The sequence below is a fragment of the Streptomyces cirratus genome (genome assembly GCF_014650775.1).
Lineage (GTDB): Bacteria > Actinomycetota > Actinomycetes > Streptomycetales > Streptomycetaceae > Streptomyces > Streptomyces cirratus.
The window spans coordinates 909372-926127 of the sequence record NZ_BMVP01000001.1 but is presented as its reverse complement, the minus strand read 5'-3'; the positions used below and the strand labels follow the sequence as shown (position 1 = coordinate 926127).

Here is a 16756-nt window from a genome sequence, read left to right as displayed (position 1 = left end):
GCGGCCCGGCGTCCCGGGCGATGCGGCCCGGCGTCCCGGGCGATGCGGCCCGGCGTCCCGGGCGACGCGGTCCGGTACCGCGTCGGCGATGATGGAGGGGCGCGACGGACGCATCCGTACCGGTACGGGCGTCATGTCCGCCGGTACGTCCATCCACCCCGACCGGGAGAAACGCACATGGCCCCCCGCATCCTGCTGGCCCGCCACGGCCAGACGGCGTGGTCCCAGCTCGGCAAGCACACCGGACGCACGGACGTGCCGCTGCTGGAGGAGGGCCGGCGGGGCGCGAAGCTGCTCGGCGAGCGGCTGGCGCGCGACCCGTGGGCGAGCCTGCGCGGCCTGGAGGTGCGCACCAGCCCGCTGGTCCGGGCCAGCGAGAGCTGCGACCTGGCGGGCTTCGGGGCGCAGGCCGAGGCGTGGGACACGTTGATGGAGTGGGACTACGGCGACTACGAGGGCATGACCCCGGCCGAGATCCAGGCGGTCCGGCCGGGCTGGCTCATCTGGCGCGACGGGGTGCCGGGCGGCGAATCCGTCGCCGACGTCGCGGCCCGCGCGGACGAGGTCGTCGCCTGGGCGCGCTCGGCGGAGCGGGACGTCCTCGTCTTCGCGCACGGCCACATCCTGCGCACCCTCGCCGCCCGCTGGCTCGGCTTCGAGGCCTCCTTCGGCGCCCGCATCCGCCTGGACCCCACTTCCCTGTCGGTCCTGGGCTGGGCTTATGGCGCCCCGGCGCTGGAACGCTGGAACGACACGGGCCACCTGGACGCCTAGGCCGTCAAGTGCCGTAAGGCATGACGCCGTCGAGCCCCGACTGCGAGGATCGGCGTACGGCGATCGCTTCCGTGGCGCTGCGGCGCCGAGTGGACGCCTCGAACAGGCCCTGCCCTCCTACGAGAAGCTGACGGGCGAGGCACCGGCCCGGTGCGCCTCCGCCGGGCCGGAGCCGGCGAGCGCCGGACCGTTCCTCCTGTTCGCGGGGCCGCCGCAGGTCGCGGCGCCGGCGGACACCCCCAACGGGCGCCGGGCCGTCCTGCGCCACCCCGACGGGGCGGTGTACGAGTACGTCGGCACCTGACCGGGCGCCGTCACGTCAGAGCGCCGCCTGGCGTGCGAGGAACTCGGCCACGTGCGGGGAGCGCTGGTGGGGCAGCAGGGTACGGGCGGTCGTCGCGAGCATGGAGCTGATCCGCGTCGACTGCACCGCGGCGAGCAGGTCCAGCACCCGGCCCCCCGCCCAGGCGGCCTCGTCGGGCGCCCCCGCGTTGGCCAGGTCCCCGGCGAGTTCGGCGGTGTAGAAGGCCACGTTCCGGGCGAAATGCGGATCCTGGAGGTCCGCCGCCCGCCGGGCGTGCCGGGCCGCGCGCGCGTGCTCCCCGAGCGCCGCCCAGCACCGGGACTCCAGGGACTCCAGTTCGGCCTCGCCGAAGAAGCTCATCCACTCCGGGTCGGCGGCCGCCTCACCCCGCGCGAACTCGGTGTGCGCCCGTGTCAGCGCCTCCTCGCAGGACTTGCGGTCGCCCAGCCCCGCCCAGCCGCCCGCCTCCCGCAGCGCGAGGAGCGAGAGCAGCCGCGGGGAGCCCAGCGAACGCGCTGCACGGCGGCCCGCCTGGGCGGCCCGTACCGACTCCCGGGCCCGCCTGCAGTCCCGGGCCAGGAACGCCATGTTGCTGAACGCGTGCGCCTCCAGGGCGGGGTTCCCCGCCACCCGGGCCGTGGCCAGGGCTTCCGCGTAGTGCGAGCGGGCGTCCTCGAAGCGGCCCGAATCGTGGGCCAGCCAGCCCACCGAGACGGCCAGTTCCCCGGCGCCCGCGTGCAGCCGGTCCTCGGTCGACTGGCGGGTGGCCCCCGCGTCGAGCAACGCGTAGGCGGCGCACAGCGGTTCGGCGGCCCGCCGGTACAGGGCATCGGCGCCGTGCCGGTCGTCGAGCAGCCGGATCTGCCGCACGGCGTCCTCGACGGCGGCGGCCTCCGCCGCCCCGGCGCGGGAGGGCGGCCGGCGGGAGTCGCCGAGCAGGGGGGTGAGTCCGAGCGTCGCGGCCGCCACGGTCGCGGAGCCGCCCGCCATGAACGCGCGACGCAGCACGTCACTCTCCTTGGAACGGGGGACGGGGTGGGAGGGGACGGGCGGCGCGGCCACGGCGCGCCGCCCCGAGCGGCCGCGCACCGACTCGCGCGGGGAGAACCCGAGGTCGGCCGGGGTGCGGCCGGGGAACATGTGCAGGAACACCCGCTCGTAGGCGTAGTTGGGGCAGCGGATCTCCCCCGATTCGACCCGGCCGATGTAACGGGCGTCGCAGCAAACCGTTTCGCCGATCTCGCGTGCCGCGCGGCGCACCAAGGCCGCGAACTCTGCGGGGGAGTGGGAGCCGCGCAGCCGCCGGAAGGCGGTATTGGGTGAGTGGGGGAACGCCGCCATGGACGTGGCCTCTCTGGACTTCGGGCTTTGTACACACTGGTGCCCGGCGGGCACGAACGTACCGTCGCCGGAGGACCGTTCATGCGATGTTTGCCTACAAAACGGATATCTCACCCGTGATCTGCCATGAACTGCCATCCTTTGCGGCATCGTTGCGCCGCACCCGTTGACGTTCCGCCGCGTTGAACCCATGCGGAGTGGCTCGTACGCGGATCGAGGAGGGGTTCCCTTGATGGAGGGCGGCATGGAGAGCACTGGAACGAACACCGCGCCCCGGCCGGGCGCGCCCCTGGCCGCTGGCCTGTCCCTGACCGCGGAGGCGTATCCGGCCGCGGACTCCCACCCGGCCGTGGGTGCGTACCCGGCCGCGGGGGGACCGGCCGACGCGCCCGACCTGGTGACCGTACCCACCCGCCAGGGCCTGGAGGCGGTCGACATCATCCGCCGGACCACCGGCCACACCGCCCCCGGAGTCGGGCCCGTCCTGCACGACGGCTCCGGCGACACCCTGGGCTTCCTCGTCCCGCCCGGCACCGCCGACGCCTGGGACCTGCCGGGCAGCGCCTGTACGCACACCAACGGGCGCGGCATGCGCTTCGGTGACCTCGCGGGCGGGAACCCCAACGGTGCGGACGGCGCCGACGCGGCCCCGCCCACGGCCGGGGCCGCGGCCTGGCTGCTGCCGCCGGAGGCCGTGGGGCCGGTCACCGACCCCGACGTGCTGCGCGCCGCGCTCGGCGAGGCCGCCCGGCTGATCGAAGCGGCGGACAACTGCCGCTGAGGCCCTGACCAGCCAAGACGCGACCCGGGGCCGGCGGGCCCGGCATACTGGGGCCATGGCTGGCAAGAGCAAGGGCAAGCGGCGCGGGGCCTGCGAGGCGGTCGTCGGGCAGGTGGACGGCGGCCGCGCGGAACTGGCACCCGACCGCGAGCGCGCCCAGGCGTGGACCCTGCTCATCGACGGGGCCCCGCAGTCCCACGTCGACCTGGCCGACCCCCTCCACCTCGACTTCGCCTACCAGCGGCGCATCGGCCACCTCATCGACCTCGTCGCGCCGGCCCGCCGCCCCTTGAACGTGGTGCACCTGGGCGGCGGGGCCCTGACCCTGGCCCGCTACACCGCGGCGAGCCGCCCCCGCTCGACCCAGCAGGTGGTGGAGATCGACGCCGCGCTGGTGGCCTTCGTACGGGAACACCTGCCGCTGGACCCCCAGACGCGGGTCCGGATCCGGGCGGTGGACGCGCGGGCGGGGCTGGCCAAGGTGCCGGACGGCTGGGCGGACATGGTCATCGCGGACGTGTTCAGCGGCTCCCGCACTCCCGCGCACCTGACCAGCACCGAGTTCCTGGACGACGTACGCCGGGCCCTGGCGCCCACCGGGTGGTACGTGGCGAACCTGACGGACGGCCCGCCGCTCACCCACCTGCGGGGCCAGATCGCCACCGCCGCCTCCCGCTTCGCCGAACTGGCGCTGGCGGCCGACCCGGTGGTGTGGCGGGGCAAACGCTTCGGCAACGCGGTCCTCGTCGCCGCCGACCGGGAGCTGCCGGTGGCGGAGTTCACCCGCCGGGTAGCGAGCGACCCCCACCCCGGCCGCGTGGAACACGGCCGCCCCCTCTCGGACTTCGCCGGCGGCGCCACCCCGGTGGCGGACGCCTCAGCCGTCCCCTCCCCGCAGCCCCCGCCGTCGGTGTTCCACTAGGGCGCGTTTCGAAAGTCCCGCCTGCCCCGCGACGCCCGGTACGCACGCTCGCCGCGTTGTCGGGATCGCCCGTGTACGGCCCGGTACGAGGGCGACCCTCCGCCTTGCGGTCGCACGCACCGGACGCCGCGGGGCCCGCCCTTCGGGCGGCCGGCGCTACTTTCGAAACACGCCCTAGTCCGGCCCCCCTTCGCCGGCCTCCCGCCGGCGCTCCGCGTCAGTGCTGTGGCCGCGATGTGCGGCGGCGGTCGCGCGCAGGCGGGTCTTGTCCGGCTTGCCCCGGGCGGTCAGCGGGAGGGAGGGGAGCCAGAAGAACGCCGTCGGGCGGTGGGCCGGGGCGAGGCGGGTGGCTGCCAGCGCGCAGGCGGAAGCGGCGGTCGCCTCGTCGGGGGTGTGGCCGGGGGCCGGGACGAGGAAGGCGCAGAGCTGTTCCCCGGTGACGGGGTGCGGCCGGCCGACCACCGCCGCCTCGGACACCGCCGGGTGGCGGGTCAGGGCCGCCTCGACCGGGCCGCAGTAGATGTTCTCCCCGTCCACCATCACCACGTCCTTGACCCGGTCGTCCAGGTACAGGTAGCCGTCCGCGTCGAAGTGGCCGAGGTCGCCCGTCCGCAGCCAGCCGTCGCGCAGCACCTCGGCCGTCAGGGCGGGCTGCTTCCAGTAGCCGGCCATCACCGTCCGGGAGCGCACCCACACCTCGCCGGTGGCCCCGGCCGCCGCGCGGACCTCCACCTCCACCCCGGGCGCGGGCCGCCCGACGGAGCCCAGCAGGGCCGGCCGCGCGGCCCGTGCGGCGTCGTGGTCGGCCTCCGACAGGCGGCAGATCACCCCGGCCTCGTTCATCCCGTACCCCTGGCGCCAGCGCACTCCCGGACCCCAGCGGGTCAGGGCCTGCCGCAGCCGTTCGGGGGCGATGGGGGAGTCCCCGTACGAGACGCGCTCCAAGCCGGGCACGCCGTCTGCGGTCACCGGGTCGTCCAGCAGCCGGTACACCATCGAGGTCGTCAGGTACGTGGACACGGGCCCGAGCAGCCGGCACGCGGCGGCGAACTCCCGCGGGACGAACGGGCCGTCCAGGACCTGCGACCGGCCGCCCGCCCGCAGCTGCTCCAGGCACCGGCCCCCCGAACGCTGCGCCAGGGAGGTCACCGACAGGTAGACCGTCTCCGCGCTGCGGGCGGAGTCCCGGGCGGCCATCGCCGCGAACGTGGACGCGACCCCCTTGGGCCGGCCCGTGGTGCCGCCCGTGTACGTCACCCGGGCCACGTCCTCCTCGCGCGCCCGCACCGGCACCGGCCGCGCCTCGCGGGCGGCGGCCCGCTCCAGCAGCGCCGCCAGGGTGACCCGCGGGGCCCCGCCCTGCGGCACCGGGGTGTCGTGGACCACCAGGACGGGCTCGCAGTCCCGCAGGAGGAAGTCCAGACCGTGGGTGGCGGGGCCCACGCTCACCTGGGTCAGCCGCGCCCCCAGCACGTGCGCGGCCAGCCGCACCAGCAGCGCCTCGTGCGGGTTCCCGGCCGTCACGCAGGCCAGTCCGGCCGCCCGCCGCACGCCGAGCTCCTCCAGGGCACCCGCCAGCCGGTACGCCCACGCCAGCACGTCGGCGTACGTCAGCAGCACCGGACCGGCGCCGACGGCGGGCCCGTCGGCGTACCGCTCGCAGGCCTCCACCAGCTCCGTGACGTACCGCGCTCCAGCACCCATGTCCGGCTCCCCGTCGTCCGCCCCGCCCCTGGTGACCGTATCCCTACCGGTCGTCGACCTGCACCCGCGGCGCCTCGTTGTACCAGGTGCAGAACACCGACACCTCGCGGCCGTTCAGGGTGAAGGTGACGCGGATCCAGTAGTCCTGCTTCCACACCTGCATGCGCCAGCCGCCCGCCGGGGTCGCGGAGACCAGCTCGGCCGAGGAGGCGCCGATGTCGAAGACCACCCGGCCGCCCGCGACCGTGTACCCCTTCACGTCCCCGGACTCCTCGTCCCCGGCCACCCTGCGGGGCGGCGGCGGGGACTTCGGCTTCCCGGCGGGCGGCGAGGGCGAGGCCGAAGCCGCCGACGCGGACGCGGACGGCGAAGGCGGCCCGGGCGCGGGAGCCGGCGTATCGGAGGGCGCCGCCGGAGACGCCTGCGAACCCTGCGCGGAGGGGGCCGGCGGCAGCGCGGCCAGCGGAACGGCGCGCGGGGGATCGTAGGCGGTTCCGGACATGACGGTGTGGACGCCCCACCACGACAGCGTCACCGCTGCCCCCGTGGCGAGCGTCCAGGCGAACGCGTGCAGAAGTCCCCGGTGCATCGGGGCACATACTGCACCACTCGTCCCAGGGGTGGTCCGACACCCCGCCCGGTCGGCCGAATGGACTACGGTGCCGCCATGGCAAGTGTGCTCGTGGTCGAGGACGACCAGTTCGTACGTTCCGCCCTCATCCGGCACCTGACCGACGCCTCCCACGCCGTGCGCAGCGTCGGCACCGCCCTGGAGGCGCTGCGCGAAGTCGCCCACCACCGCTTCGACGTGGTCATCCTGGACCTGGGCCTGCCCGACCTCGACGGGTCCGAGGCGCTCAAGATGCTGCGCGGCATCACCGACGTACCGGTCATCATCGCGACCGCCCGGGACGACGAGGCGGAGATCGTGCGCCTGCTCAACGACGGCGCCGACGACTACCTCACCAAACCCTTCTCGGTGGAGCACCTCTCCGCCCGGATGGCCGCCGTCCTGCGCCGCGCCCGCGCCGCCGGGGCCGAACCGCCCTCGCGGGTGCTGCGGGTGGGCGGGCTCGCCATCGACCCGCTGCGCCGCCAGGCCGAGCTGGACGGCGCGGTACTGGACCTGACCCGACGGGAGTTCGACCTGCTGGCCTTCCTCGCCGGGCGCCCCGGCGTCGTCGTGGCCCGGCGCGAACTGCTCGCCGAGGTGTGGCAGCAGGCGTACGGCGACGACCAGACCATCGACGTCCACCTGTCCTGGCTGCGCCGCAAGCTGGGCGAGACGGCCGCGAACCCCCGCTACCTGCACACCCTGCGCGGGGTCGGGGTCAAGCTGGAGCCGCCGCGGTGAGGCGGCGGCCGTGAGGTGGGCGCTGGTCAAGGTGTGCCTCGCCGTCACCGCGATGGTGGTCATCGCCTTCGCCGTCCCGCTGGGGCTGGTGGTCCGGGAGATGGCGAGCGACCGGGCGTTCTCCAATGCGGAGCGGCAGGCCGCGAGCATGGCGCCGACCCTGTCCATCACCACCGACCCGATGCAGCTGCGCAAGGCGGTCGAGTCCACGCAGATGGGCGCCGCCCAGCGGATGGCCGTCCACGTCCCGCCGATCGGCGGCCGGGTGGCGGTCGACATCGGGGCGGGCTGGGCGGGCCCGCACGCCGTGGAGGAGACCCGCCGGATGGGCCGGGCCACGACCGCATCGGTGGCGGGCGGCGGATCGGCGCTGCTCCAGCCGACCGCGCTCGGCTCCGGCGACATCGCGGTGATCGAGATCTACGTACCGGAGAGCGAGGTCAGCAACGGCGTTACCACCGCCTGGCTGGTCCTCGCCGGGGTCGGCCTCGCCCTGATCGTGGGCTCGGTGGCGGTCGCGGACCGGCTCGGCGCCCGCCTGGTACGGCCGGCGGAGCGGCTCGCGGACGCCGCGCACCGGCTCGGGCAGGGGCGGCTCGGGGTGCGGGTGCCGGAGCAGGGGCCGAAGGAACTGCGCTCGGCGGCCGTGGCGTTCAACGCGATGGCGGACCGGGTGGTGGAACTCCTCGCCAACGAGCGGGAACTGGCGGCCGACCTCTCGCACCGGCTGCGGACCCCGCTGACGGTGCTGCGGCTCAACGCGGCCTCCCTCGGGGACGGCCCGGCCGCCGAGCAGACCCGGGAGGCCGTGGAGCAGCTGGAGCGGGAGGTCGACACGATCATCCGTACCGCCCGTGAGCAGCGCGCCCCGGCCGTCGCCGGCGGCCCCGGCGCCGGGGCGGGCTGTGACGCCGGCGAGGTGATCCGGGACCGGATGGCGTTCTGGTCGGCGCTCGCGGAGGACGAGGGCCGCGAGGTCCGCCTCGCCGGGGTGGACCGGCCCGTCCGGATCCCGGTGGCCCGGCCCGAGCTGGCGGCCGCGCTGGACGCGCTGCTGGGCAACGTGTTCCGGCACACCCCGGAGGGGACCCCCTTCGCGGTCGACGTGCATGACGCGGGGGACGCCGTCATCGTGCTCGTCTCGGACGCCGGTCACGGGATCGCCGACCCGGAGGAGGCCTTGCGGCGCGGCAACGACGGCGGCCGGGACGGCTCGACGGGGCTCGGCCTGGACATCGTGCGGCGGGTCGCGGAGTCCACGGGCGGCGACGTCCGGCTGGGGCGCTCGGTGCTCGGCGGTACCGAGGTCCGGATGTGGATCGCGCTGGACGGCCGGACGCGGGGCGAGGACCGCCGCAGCCGCCGCAAGGGCCGCGGCACGCGGTAGTGGCGTCCGGTGGCGCCGCCGCCCGGACGGCCGCGGCCGGGTCGCCGCCCCCACCGGCCGCCCCGAGGGCGGCCGGGAAGGACCGACCCGCTGAGGCAGCCGTTCACTCCAGCCGGCCGCTGCGGGCCAGACCGGCGTACCAGCGGGCGCTGGAGCGCGGGGTGCGGGCCTGCGTCCCGTAGTCGACGTGGACGATGCCGAACCGCTTGCCGTAGCCGTAGGCCCACTCGAAGTTGTCCATCAGCGACCACAGGAAGTAGCCCTCGACCGGGGCGCCGTCCGCGATGGCGCGGTGGACCGCCGCGAGGTGTTCGCGCACGTACCGGATGCGCTGCGGGTCGTGCAGGTCGGGGGCGTAGGCCGCGCCGTTCTCGGTGACCATCAGCGGCAGCCCGGGTGCCTCGCGGGAGAAGCGGGTCAGCAGCTCGTGCAGGCCGCTCGGGTCGATGGACCAGTCCATGTCGGTCCGTTCGCCCGGCGGCTGGTGGAAGGCGACCGAATCCGCCCCCGGCCAGGGGGAGTGGCCGCTGGAGCCGTGACCGTCCGCGCGGGGGCCGCCCGGGGCGGTGGACGCGGAGACCACCGCCGGGGTGTAGTAGTTGACCCCGAGGAAGCCCAGCGGCTGCCGGATCAGCGCCTCGTCGCCGGGCCGCACGAACGCCCAGTCGGTCACCCCGGCGGTGTCCTCCAGCAGGTCCTGCGGGTAGGCGCCGTGCAGCAGGGGCCCGGTGAAGATCCGGTTCGCCAGGGCGTCGATCCGGCGTGCCGCGTCCGCGTCGGCCGTCGATCCGGTCAGCGGCCTCACCGCGCTCGGGTTGAGCGCTATGCCGGCCCTCGCCGAGGAGGGCAGGACGGCCACCGCCAGGCCGTGCGCGAGGTTCAGGTGGTGCGCGGCCCGCAGGGAGTCGGCGGGACTGGTGCGGCCCGGCGCGTGGACCCCGGAGGCGTAGCCCAGGAAGGCGCTGCACCAGGGCTCGTTGAGGGTCGTCCACAGCCCGACCCGGTCGCCCAGCACCCGCGCGACCTGCTCGGCGTACGCGGCGAAGGCGTAGGCGGTCCCGCGCTCCGGCCAGCCGCCCGCGTCCTCCAGTTCCTGCGGCAGGTCCCAGTGGTAGAGGGTCGGGCAGGGCTGGATCCCGTACGAGAGCAGCTCGTCCACGAGGGCGTCGTAGAAGCCGATCCCGCCGGAGCGCACCCGCGGCCACGACACCGAGAACCGGTAGGCCCCCAGGCCCAGTTCGGCCATCAGCGCCACGTCCTCGCGCCACAGCCGCAGGTGGTCCGTCGCCACGTCGCCGGTGTCACCGCCGCGCACCTTGCCCGGCGTGCGGCAGAACGTGTCCCAGATGCAGGGGCCGCGCAGCTCGGCGCCGCCCTCGATCTGGAACGCCGCAGTGGCCGCGCCCCACAAGAACCCCTCGGGGAACTCCATCGCGCTCAACCCTTCACCGCCCCCTGCATGATGCCGCCGACGATCTGGCGGCCGAAGACCAGGAACACCAGCAGCAGCGGGAGCGTGCCCAGCAGCGCACCCGCCATGATCACGGACTGGTCGGGGATGTAGCCGCGGCCCAGCCCCGTCAGGGCCACCTGCACCGTCGGGCTGCCGTTCTGCGTCAACGCGATGATCGGCCAGAAGAAGTCGTTCCAGGTCATCACGAAGGTCAGCATCCCCAGCACGGCCATCGCCGGGCGGGCGGCCGGGAAGACCACGTGCCACACGATCCGCAGCGAACTCGCCCCGTCCGTCCTCGCCGCCTCCACCAGCTCCACCGGCAGCGCCTGCGCCAGGTACTGCCGCATGAAGAACACCCCGAAGGCGGACACCAGCGCCGGCAGGACCACCGCCTGGAGCCGGTCCGTCCACGACAGCTCTGCGATCAGCATGTACAGCGGTACGACGCTCAGCTGTGGCGGGATCAGCATCGTCGACACCACCAGTGCCAGCAGGCCCTTGCTGCCCCGGAACCGCAGCCGGGCGAACGCGAAGCCCGCCAGGGTGGACAGCAGCACGGTCCCCGCCGCGACCGTGCCCGCGACCACCAGCGTGTTCAGCAGGGCGGTGCCCATGTGGGCGTCGGTCCAGGCGATCGACAGGTTGCGGCCCAGGTTCCCGCCGAACCAGAACGGCGGCGGGGTCTGCGCGAGCCGGGTGTTGGTGCGGGAGGCCGCGATCGCCGTCCACACCAGCGGGAAGAGGGAACCGGCCGTGAACAGCGCCAGGACGACGTACGTGGGCTTTCCCGCGCGCAGGACCTTCACCGCGGTCCTCCCCGCACCAGCCGGACCGCGCCCGCGACCAGCAGCAGCATCAGGAACATCGCCCACGCGATCGCCGACGCCCGCCCCAGGTGCAGGTTCACCCAGCCCTGTTCGTAGAGGTACAGGCCCAGCGTCTGGAACTGGTGGTCCGAGCCTCCCGTGGCGCCCGAACCGCCGTTGAACAGCAGCGGTTCACCGAACAGCTGGGTGGCGCCGATCGTGGACACCACACAGGTGAAGAAGATCGTCGGCCGTAGCGCAGGCACCGTCACGTGCCGGAACTGCTGCCACCGCGAGGCGCCGTCCAGCGCGGCGGACTCGTACAGGTCCCCGGGGACGGCCTGCATGGCCGCCAGGTAGATCAGCGCGTTGTAGCCGGTCCACCGCCACACCACGATCGTGGACACCGCCACCTGGGAGGCCAGGGTGCCGTTCTGCCAGTCGACGGGCCCGAACCCGACCGTGGACAGCGCCCAGTTGACCATGCCGTAGTCCCGGCCGAAGAGCAGCACGAAGACGAGCGTGGCGGCGGCCACCGAGGTCGCGTACGGGGTCAGCACCGCGACCCGGAAGAACGCCGAGCCCCGCAGCCGGTAGTTCAGCAGGTGCGCCAGGCACAGCGCGATCAGCAGCTGCGGCACCGTCGACAGCAGGCCGATGGTGACCGTGTTGCGCAGCGCGTTCCAGAAGAACGCGTCGTCCCACAGCCGGGTGAAGTTCCGCAGCCCCACCCACGTCATGGCGCCCGGGTCGGTCAGCTCCACCTGGTGCAGCGCCGCCCACCCCGTGTACAGCAGCGGGAACAGCCCGAAGGCGGTGAAGAAGAGGAAGAAGGGCGCCACGAAGGCGTACGGGCTCAGGCGCAGGTCCCACCGGTAGCGGCGCGAGCGCCACACCTGGCGCCGGCCGCCGGCGTCCCGCCCCGTGGCGGGGGAGGACGCGGGCGACAGCAGGACGGTCTCGTCGCTCACCGCCGCCTCACTGGTCCAGGGCGTTGTCGATCGCGGCCACCGCGGCGTCCCAGCCCTCCTGCGCAGACCGGCCCTTCTGGTCCACCTGGAGCATCCCGACGTCCGCCAGGTTCTGCGCGATGACCAGGTCCTTCGGCCCGAGCACCGTCACCGGTACGCCCTCGGCCGCCCGGGCGAAGATCTCCCCGATCGGGGCGTCGCCGAAGTACGCGTGGTGCGCGCCCGCCACCGTCGGCAGCCGGTACGCGGCGCTCGCGCTCGGGAAGCTCCCGCGCTTCTCGAACAGCTTCGCCTGCTGCGCCGGGGCAGTCAGCCAGGCGGCCAGCTTCGCCGCCTCCTGGGCGTGTTTGCCCGCCTTGGGCACCACCAGGAACGAGCCGCCCCAGTTGCTCGGCTTCGGGGCCGCCGCCACGTCCCACTTGTCCTTGCCCGCCGGGCCCGCCTTGTCCTGGATGTAGCCGAGCATCCAGGCCGGGCAGGACACGGTGGCGAAGTTTCCGTTGGAGAAGCCCTGGTCCCAGGCCGGGGTGAACTGCTGGAGCTTCGCGCTCAGCCCTTCGGAGGCGAACCGGGCGGCCAGGTCGAAGGCCCCGCGCACCGCCGGGTTCGTCTTGTAGGCGACCTTGCCCTGGTCGTCGTAGAACCGCTGGGCGCTGCCGCCGGTGACGGCCGCCATCACGCCGGACGCCGAGTCCACGAACGCCTTGCCGTCGCCCGCCTTCGCCTTGTAGGCCTTGCCCGTCTCCAGGTACTTGTTCCAGTCGCCCGCCCAGAGCGCGCCGACCGCCGCCCGGTCGGTGGGCAGCCCGGCCGCCGCGAAGAGGTCCTTGCGGTAGCAGATTCCCTGCGGGCCGATGTCGGTGCCGAGCGCGACGGTCGCACCGTTCTTCGCGGTGCCCTGCGCCCACTTCCACGGCAGGTACGCCGCCTTGTCCACGCCCGGCGCCCTGCCGAGGTCGACCAGCTTGTCGGCCTGCGTCGCGGTGATCTCCGCGATGTTGTTGACCTCGACGGCCTGGACGTCTGCGAGGCCGCTGCCCGTGCCGAGGTGGGTGAGGAGCTGCGGGTAGTAGTTCTCGTTGCGCTCGATGGAGGTCTGCTCGATCCGCACGCCCGGGTTCTGCGCCATGTACTCGTCGTACAGGCCGGCCTCCTTGAGCCCGAACGCGCCGAACACCCCGACGGTGAGGGTCGTCGTCGCCTTGCCGCTCCCCGCGCCACCCTGCCCCGGGGGGTCGGCGGGGTCCTGGGAGCAGCCCGCGAGGAGCAGGGCCGCCGCGGCGGCGACGGCGAGGGCTCCGAGGGGCGCGGGGGAGCTGGGACGGGATCGGGCTCGCATCAGGATCCTCCTGGAAGGACAGGACGTGCCGGGTGTCGTGTGCCACAGTGTGGGAGCGCTCCCATCGGCGTCAAGAGGCGGTCAAGAGGTAGATTCACAGCCGGGAGGAAGCCATGAGCGGGCAAGGGCGCAGCGGGGGACGGCCGACCCTCGAGGAGGTCGCGGTCCGGGCCGGTGTGGGACGCGGCACCGTCTCCCGGGTCATCAACGGATCCTCCAAGGTCAGCGAGCACACCAGGGCCGTCGTGGAGGCCGCCGTCGCCGAGCTGGGATACGTGCCCAACCGCGCCGCCCGGGCGCTTGCCGCCAACCGTACGGACGCCATCGCCCTCGTCATCCCCGAGCCCGAGGCCCGCTTCTTCGCCGAGCCCTACTTCTCCGACGTGGTGCGCGGTGTCGGCGCCACCCTCGCCGAGACCGACGTCCAGCTGGTGCTCACCCTGGCGGGAGGCGAACGGGAGCGCCGGCGCCTGGCCCAGTACCTGTCCGGACACCGGGTCGACGGGGTCCTGCTGGTCTCCGTACACGCCGGGGACCCGCTGCCGGAGCTCCTGGCAGAGCTGGGCATACCGGCGGTGATCAGCGGGCGCCGCTCGGCCGACGAGACCTTGCCCTGCGTGGACTCCGACAACCTGGCGGGCGCCGCCGGGGCCGTGCGCCACCTCCTGGGGCGCGGCCGCCGGGCGGTGGCCACCATCACCGGGCCGCTGGACGTGTACGGGGCCCAGTGCCGCCTCGACGGCTACCGCCAGGCCCTCGCCGCCGCCGGGCACCCCGTGGACGAGCTGCTGATCGCGCCCGGCGACTTCACCGAGGAGGGCGGCCGCCGGGCCATGCGGGAGCTGCTGGAGCGCCGCCCCGCCCTAGACGCGGTCTTCGCCGCCTCGGACGTCATGGCGGCGGGCGCCCGCCTGGAGCTGCGCGCGGCGGGGCGCCGGATACCGCAGGACGTGGCGCTGGTGGGCTTCGACGACTCGGTGGTGGCCCGGCACATGGACCCCCCGCTGACCAGCGTGCGCCAGCCGATCGAGGAGATGGGCCGGACCATGGCGCGGGTGCTGCTGGAGCGGATCGCGGGCGGCCCGGCGGACGCCGCCGTCGTCCTGCCGACCGAGCTGGTGGTCCGGGAGTCCTCCTGAGGCGGCCCCGGACGTGCCCGGACATGCGGAAGGCCCCGGCCGCTTCCGCGTACCGGGGCCTTCCCACAGGGTGAGTGACGGGACTTGAACCCGCGGCCACCTGGACCACAACCAGGTGCTCTACCAACTGAGCTACACCCACCATGTCCGGTCGCGTGAGCGACCGGCCGAAGAAAAGGGTACAGGGTCCGGGAGGGTGCTCGCTCCACCCTTTCCCCGCGCCCCCTCCGCCCGGCCGCCCGACCGGCTCCTACTCGCCGGCGACGACGTACTTCGCGGCGATGGTGCGCGCCGTGTCCGAGTCGGGCCCGGGCTGCGGGACGAAGACCGCCTCGCGGTAGTAGCGCAGCTCGGCGATGGACTCCTTGATGTCCGCCAGCGCCCGGTGGTTGCCGTTCTTCGGCGGACTGTTGAAGTAGGCCCGCGGGTACCAGCGGCGCGCCAGCTCCTTGACCGAGGACACGTCCACGATCCGGTAGTGCAGGTACGACTCCAGCGCGGCCATGTCCCGCAGCAGGAAACCGCGGTCGGTGCCGACCGAGTTCCCGCACAGCGGCGCCTTGCCGGGCTCCTTCACGTGCTCCCGCACGTACGCCAGGACCTGGGCCTCGGCGTCCGCGAGCGTGGTCCCGCCCGCCAGCTCGTCCAGCAGGCCGGAGGCGGTGTGCATCTGGCGCACCACGTCGGGCATGGTCTCCAGGGCCGCGTCCGGCGGGCGGATCACGATGTCCACGCCTTCGCCGAGCACGTTCAGCTCCGAGTCGGTGACCAGTGCGGCCACCTCGATAAGTGCGTCGTCCGTCAACGAGAGCCCGGTCATCTCGCAGTCGATCCACACCATGCGATCGTTCATGAACCCCACCTTAGGGGGTCCCGCGACGCGAAGGTCCCCCACATCGGGGACACCGATGTGGGGGACCTTCGTCACCTGCTCGCGGCAGGGCTACGCGTGCTCGCGCAGCACCCGGCCCGGCGAGTACAGCTCGGTGACCGTGGGACCGGCCGCGGCCAGGGCCGCCGCCGCCCGCTGCGGAGTGCGCTGGTGCGGCACCGGGCCACCGGAGAGCTCGGCCACGTGCGGTACGTCGGCCTGCGGCCGGCGCGCCCGGTAGGCGGAGCGGTAGGCAGCCGGGGAGGACCCCAGCTGGCGCCGGAAGTGACCGCGCAGCGCGACGGGCGAACGGAACCCGCAGCGCCCGGCGACCTCGTCGACCGAGTAGTCGGAGGTCTCCAGCAGCCGCTGCGCCTGGAGCACCCGCTGGGTGATCAGCCACTGGAGCGGCGCGCTGCCGGTGAGCGAGCGGAACCGGCGGTCGAAGGTGCGCCGGCTCATGTAGGCGCGGGCGGCCAGGGTCTCCACGTCGAACTGCTCGTGGAGGTGTTCCAGCGCCCAGGCGACGACCTCGGCCAGCGGGTCGGCGCCGATCTCCTCCGGCAGCGACCGGTCGAGGTAGCGTTCCTGGCCGCCGGTGCGGCGCGGCGGGACGACGAGCCGGCGGGCCAGTGCCCCGGCCGCCTCGCTGCCGTGGTCCGTGCGCACGATGTGCAGGCACAGGTCGATTCCGGCCGCGGTGCCCGCGGAGGTCAGTACGTCGCCGTCGTCGACGAACAGCTCGCGCGGGTCGACGTGGACGGACGGGTAACGCTTGGCCAGCGTCGGCGCGTACATCCAGTGCGTCGTCGCGGGCCGGCCGTCCAGCAGACCGGCGGCGGCGAGCACGAAGGCCCCCGTGCACAATCCGACGATCCGGGCCCCCTCCTCGTGCGCCAGACGCAGTGCGTCCAGTGCCTCGGGCGGCGGCGGTGAAGTGATGGACCGCCAGGCCGGAACGACGACCGTGCCCGCCCGGGCGATCGCCTCCAGCCCGTACGGAGCGGTCAGTTCGAGTCCGCCGGTGGTCCGCAGCGGACCGTCCTCACCGGCGCACACGAGTAGTCGGTAGCGTGGAACTCCCGCGTCCTGCCGGTCGATGCCGAACACGGAAAGTGGAATTGAGCTCTCGAAGATCGGTCCGCCGCTGAACAGCAGCACCGCGACGATCTCCCTGCGGCGACGCCCCGCGAGCTTCCGGCCCGCGTCCGCGACGACTGCGGTGGAATCCTGGCTCATGGCGCTAAGCCCCCCTTGGGTGTCGCGACTCCTTGGTCTGGTCGCACCTGCACGTTTCCCCTCGGCCTTGCACGTGGATCCCCCGCCGTAAATACATGATCGAATCTACTGCGTCCCGTGGTGTCGGCGTGACAAGTTCAGCACGCAGCGCTATGTCGACTTGGCAACTTGGCGAAAAGCATTCGATCAGTAAGGGTTCCACTCCGCTACCCGTTCAGGAAGCGCTCGGTCCGGCCATGGCCAGTACTCATGGGGTCGGCGGCGCACCGGCACTCCGTCGTCGCTGGTGGTAGGGGGGTTGGGGGGACATTCCGGCAAGGAACGGACCCTGCCGGGAAGTTGGCCGAAAACAACCGGGTGTGTACGTG

Annotated in this window: 15 protein-coding genes and 1 tRNA gene; 6 read left to right on the top strand and 10 right to left on the bottom strand. The window is 74.1% G+C overall.

Annotated features, from left to right (window positions below):
* Positions 1-177 precede the first annotated feature (177 nt).
* Positions 178-774 (top strand): histidine phosphatase family protein, encoded by a 597-nt coding sequence (locus IE207_RS04180; protein ID WP_190182584.1) that lies wholly within the window; start codon positions 178-180, stop codon positions 772-774.
* Positions 775-1093: 319 nt separating this feature from the next.
* On the opposite strand, the gene IE207_RS04175 is transcribed toward IE207_RS04180, so the two are convergent.
* Positions 1094-2419 (bottom strand): NsdA family TPR-like regulatory protein, encoded by a 1326-nt coding sequence (locus IE207_RS04175; RefSeq protein ID WP_190182583.1) that lies wholly within the window; start codon positions 2417-2419, stop codon positions 1094-1096.
* Between the two features lie 244 nt (positions 2420-2663).
* On the opposite strand from IE207_RS04175, the gene IE207_RS04170 reads away from it, so the two are divergent.
* Positions 2664-3200 carry a hypothetical protein gene (locus IE207_RS04170; protein ID WP_190182582.1) on the top strand — a complete coding sequence of 179 codons (537 nt, stop codon included), beginning with the start codon at positions 2664-2666 and terminating at the stop codon, positions 3198-3200.
* Positions 3201-3255: 55 nt separating this feature from the next.
* Entirely contained in the window at positions 3256-4122 is an 867-nt protein-coding gene (locus IE207_RS04165; protein WP_190182581.1) for a spermidine synthase, read from the top strand.
* Positions 4123-4296: 174 nt separating this feature from the next.
* Here the strand turns inward: IE207_RS04165 and IE207_RS04160 are convergent, their stop codons facing one another.
* Both IE207_RS04160 and IE207_RS04155 read right to left on the bottom strand, forming a co-directional pair.
* Entirely contained in the window at positions 4297-5826 is a 1530-nt protein-coding gene (locus tag IE207_RS04160; RefSeq protein ID WP_190182580.1) for a class I adenylate-forming enzyme family protein, read from the bottom strand.
* Positions 5827-5869: 43 nt separating this feature from the next.
* On the bottom strand, positions 5870-6415 hold the full coding sequence (locus tag IE207_RS04155; RefSeq protein WP_190182579.1) for a hypothetical protein: 546 nt from the start codon (positions 6413-6415) through the stop codon (positions 5870-5872).
* A 78-nt stretch (positions 6416-6493) separates the two neighbouring features.
* On the opposite strand from IE207_RS04155, the gene IE207_RS04150 reads away from it, so the two are divergent.
* Together IE207_RS04150 and IE207_RS04145 are read left to right on the top strand one after the other, a co-directional pair.
* Positions 6494-7180 carry a response regulator transcription factor gene (locus IE207_RS04150; protein WP_190182578.1) on the top strand — a complete coding sequence of 229 codons (687 nt, stop codon included), beginning with the start codon at positions 6494-6496 and terminating at the stop codon, positions 7178-7180.
* A 10-nt stretch (positions 7181-7190) separates the two neighbouring features.
* Positions 7191-8567 (top strand): sensor histidine kinase, encoded by a 1377-nt coding sequence (locus tag IE207_RS04145; protein WP_190182577.1) that lies wholly within the window; start codon positions 7191-7193, stop codon positions 8565-8567.
* A 103-nt stretch (positions 8568-8670) separates the two neighbouring features.
* On the opposite strand, the gene IE207_RS04140 is transcribed toward IE207_RS04145, so the two are convergent.
* Genes IE207_RS04140 through IE207_RS04125 form a run of 4 tightly spaced genes read right to left on the bottom strand, consistent with a single transcriptional unit; the run spans position 8671 to position 13139 of the window.
* Positions 8671-9999 (bottom strand): GH1 family beta-glucosidase, encoded by a 1329-nt coding sequence (locus tag IE207_RS04140; RefSeq protein WP_190182576.1) that lies wholly within the window; start codon positions 9997-9999, stop codon positions 8671-8673.
* A gap of 5 nt (positions 10000-10004) precedes the next feature.
* Positions 10005-10829, bottom strand: a complete 825-nt coding sequence (locus IE207_RS04135; RefSeq protein WP_229873292.1) for a carbohydrate ABC transporter permease — start codon at positions 10827-10829, stop codon at positions 10005-10007.
* Positions 10826-11782, bottom strand: a complete 957-nt coding sequence (locus tag IE207_RS04130) for a carbohydrate ABC transporter permease (RefSeq protein ID WP_373304667.1) — start codon at positions 11780-11782, stop codon at positions 10826-10828. The genes IE207_RS04135 and IE207_RS04130 overlap by 4 nt, the downstream gene beginning before the upstream one ends.
* A gap of 25 nt (positions 11783-11807) precedes the next feature.
* Complete coding sequence (locus IE207_RS04125) at positions 11808-13139, bottom strand: ABC transporter substrate-binding protein (RefSeq protein ID WP_190182573.1); 1332 nt, start codon at positions 13137-13139, stop codon at positions 11808-11810.
* Positions 13140-13252: 113 nt separating this feature from the next.
* Between IE207_RS04125 and IE207_RS04120 the strand changes: the two genes are divergently transcribed.
* A complete protein-coding gene (locus IE207_RS04120) occupies positions 13253-14278 on the top strand; it encodes a LacI family DNA-binding transcriptional regulator (protein WP_190182572.1) in 1026 nt (341 codons plus the stop codon).
* A gap of 69 nt (positions 14279-14347) precedes the next feature.
* Here IE207_RS04120 and IE207_RS04115 read toward each other — a convergent pair.
* From IE207_RS04115 to IE207_RS04105, 3 genes are all read right to left on the bottom strand, one after another.
* Positions 14348-14420, bottom strand: a tRNA-His gene (locus tag IE207_RS04115).
* Between the two features lie 108 nt (positions 14421-14528).
* Positions 14529-15131, bottom strand: a complete 603-nt coding sequence (gene orn / locus IE207_RS04110) for an oligoribonuclease (protein WP_190182571.1) — start codon at positions 15129-15131, stop codon at positions 14529-14531.
* Positions 15132-15221: 90 nt separating this feature from the next.
* Positions 15222-16388, bottom strand: coding sequence for a helix-turn-helix domain-containing protein (locus IE207_RS04105; RefSeq protein ID WP_136214349.1), 1167 nt, complete (start codon positions 16386-16388; stop codon positions 15222-15224).
* Between the last annotated feature and the right edge of the window lie 368 nt (positions 16389-16756).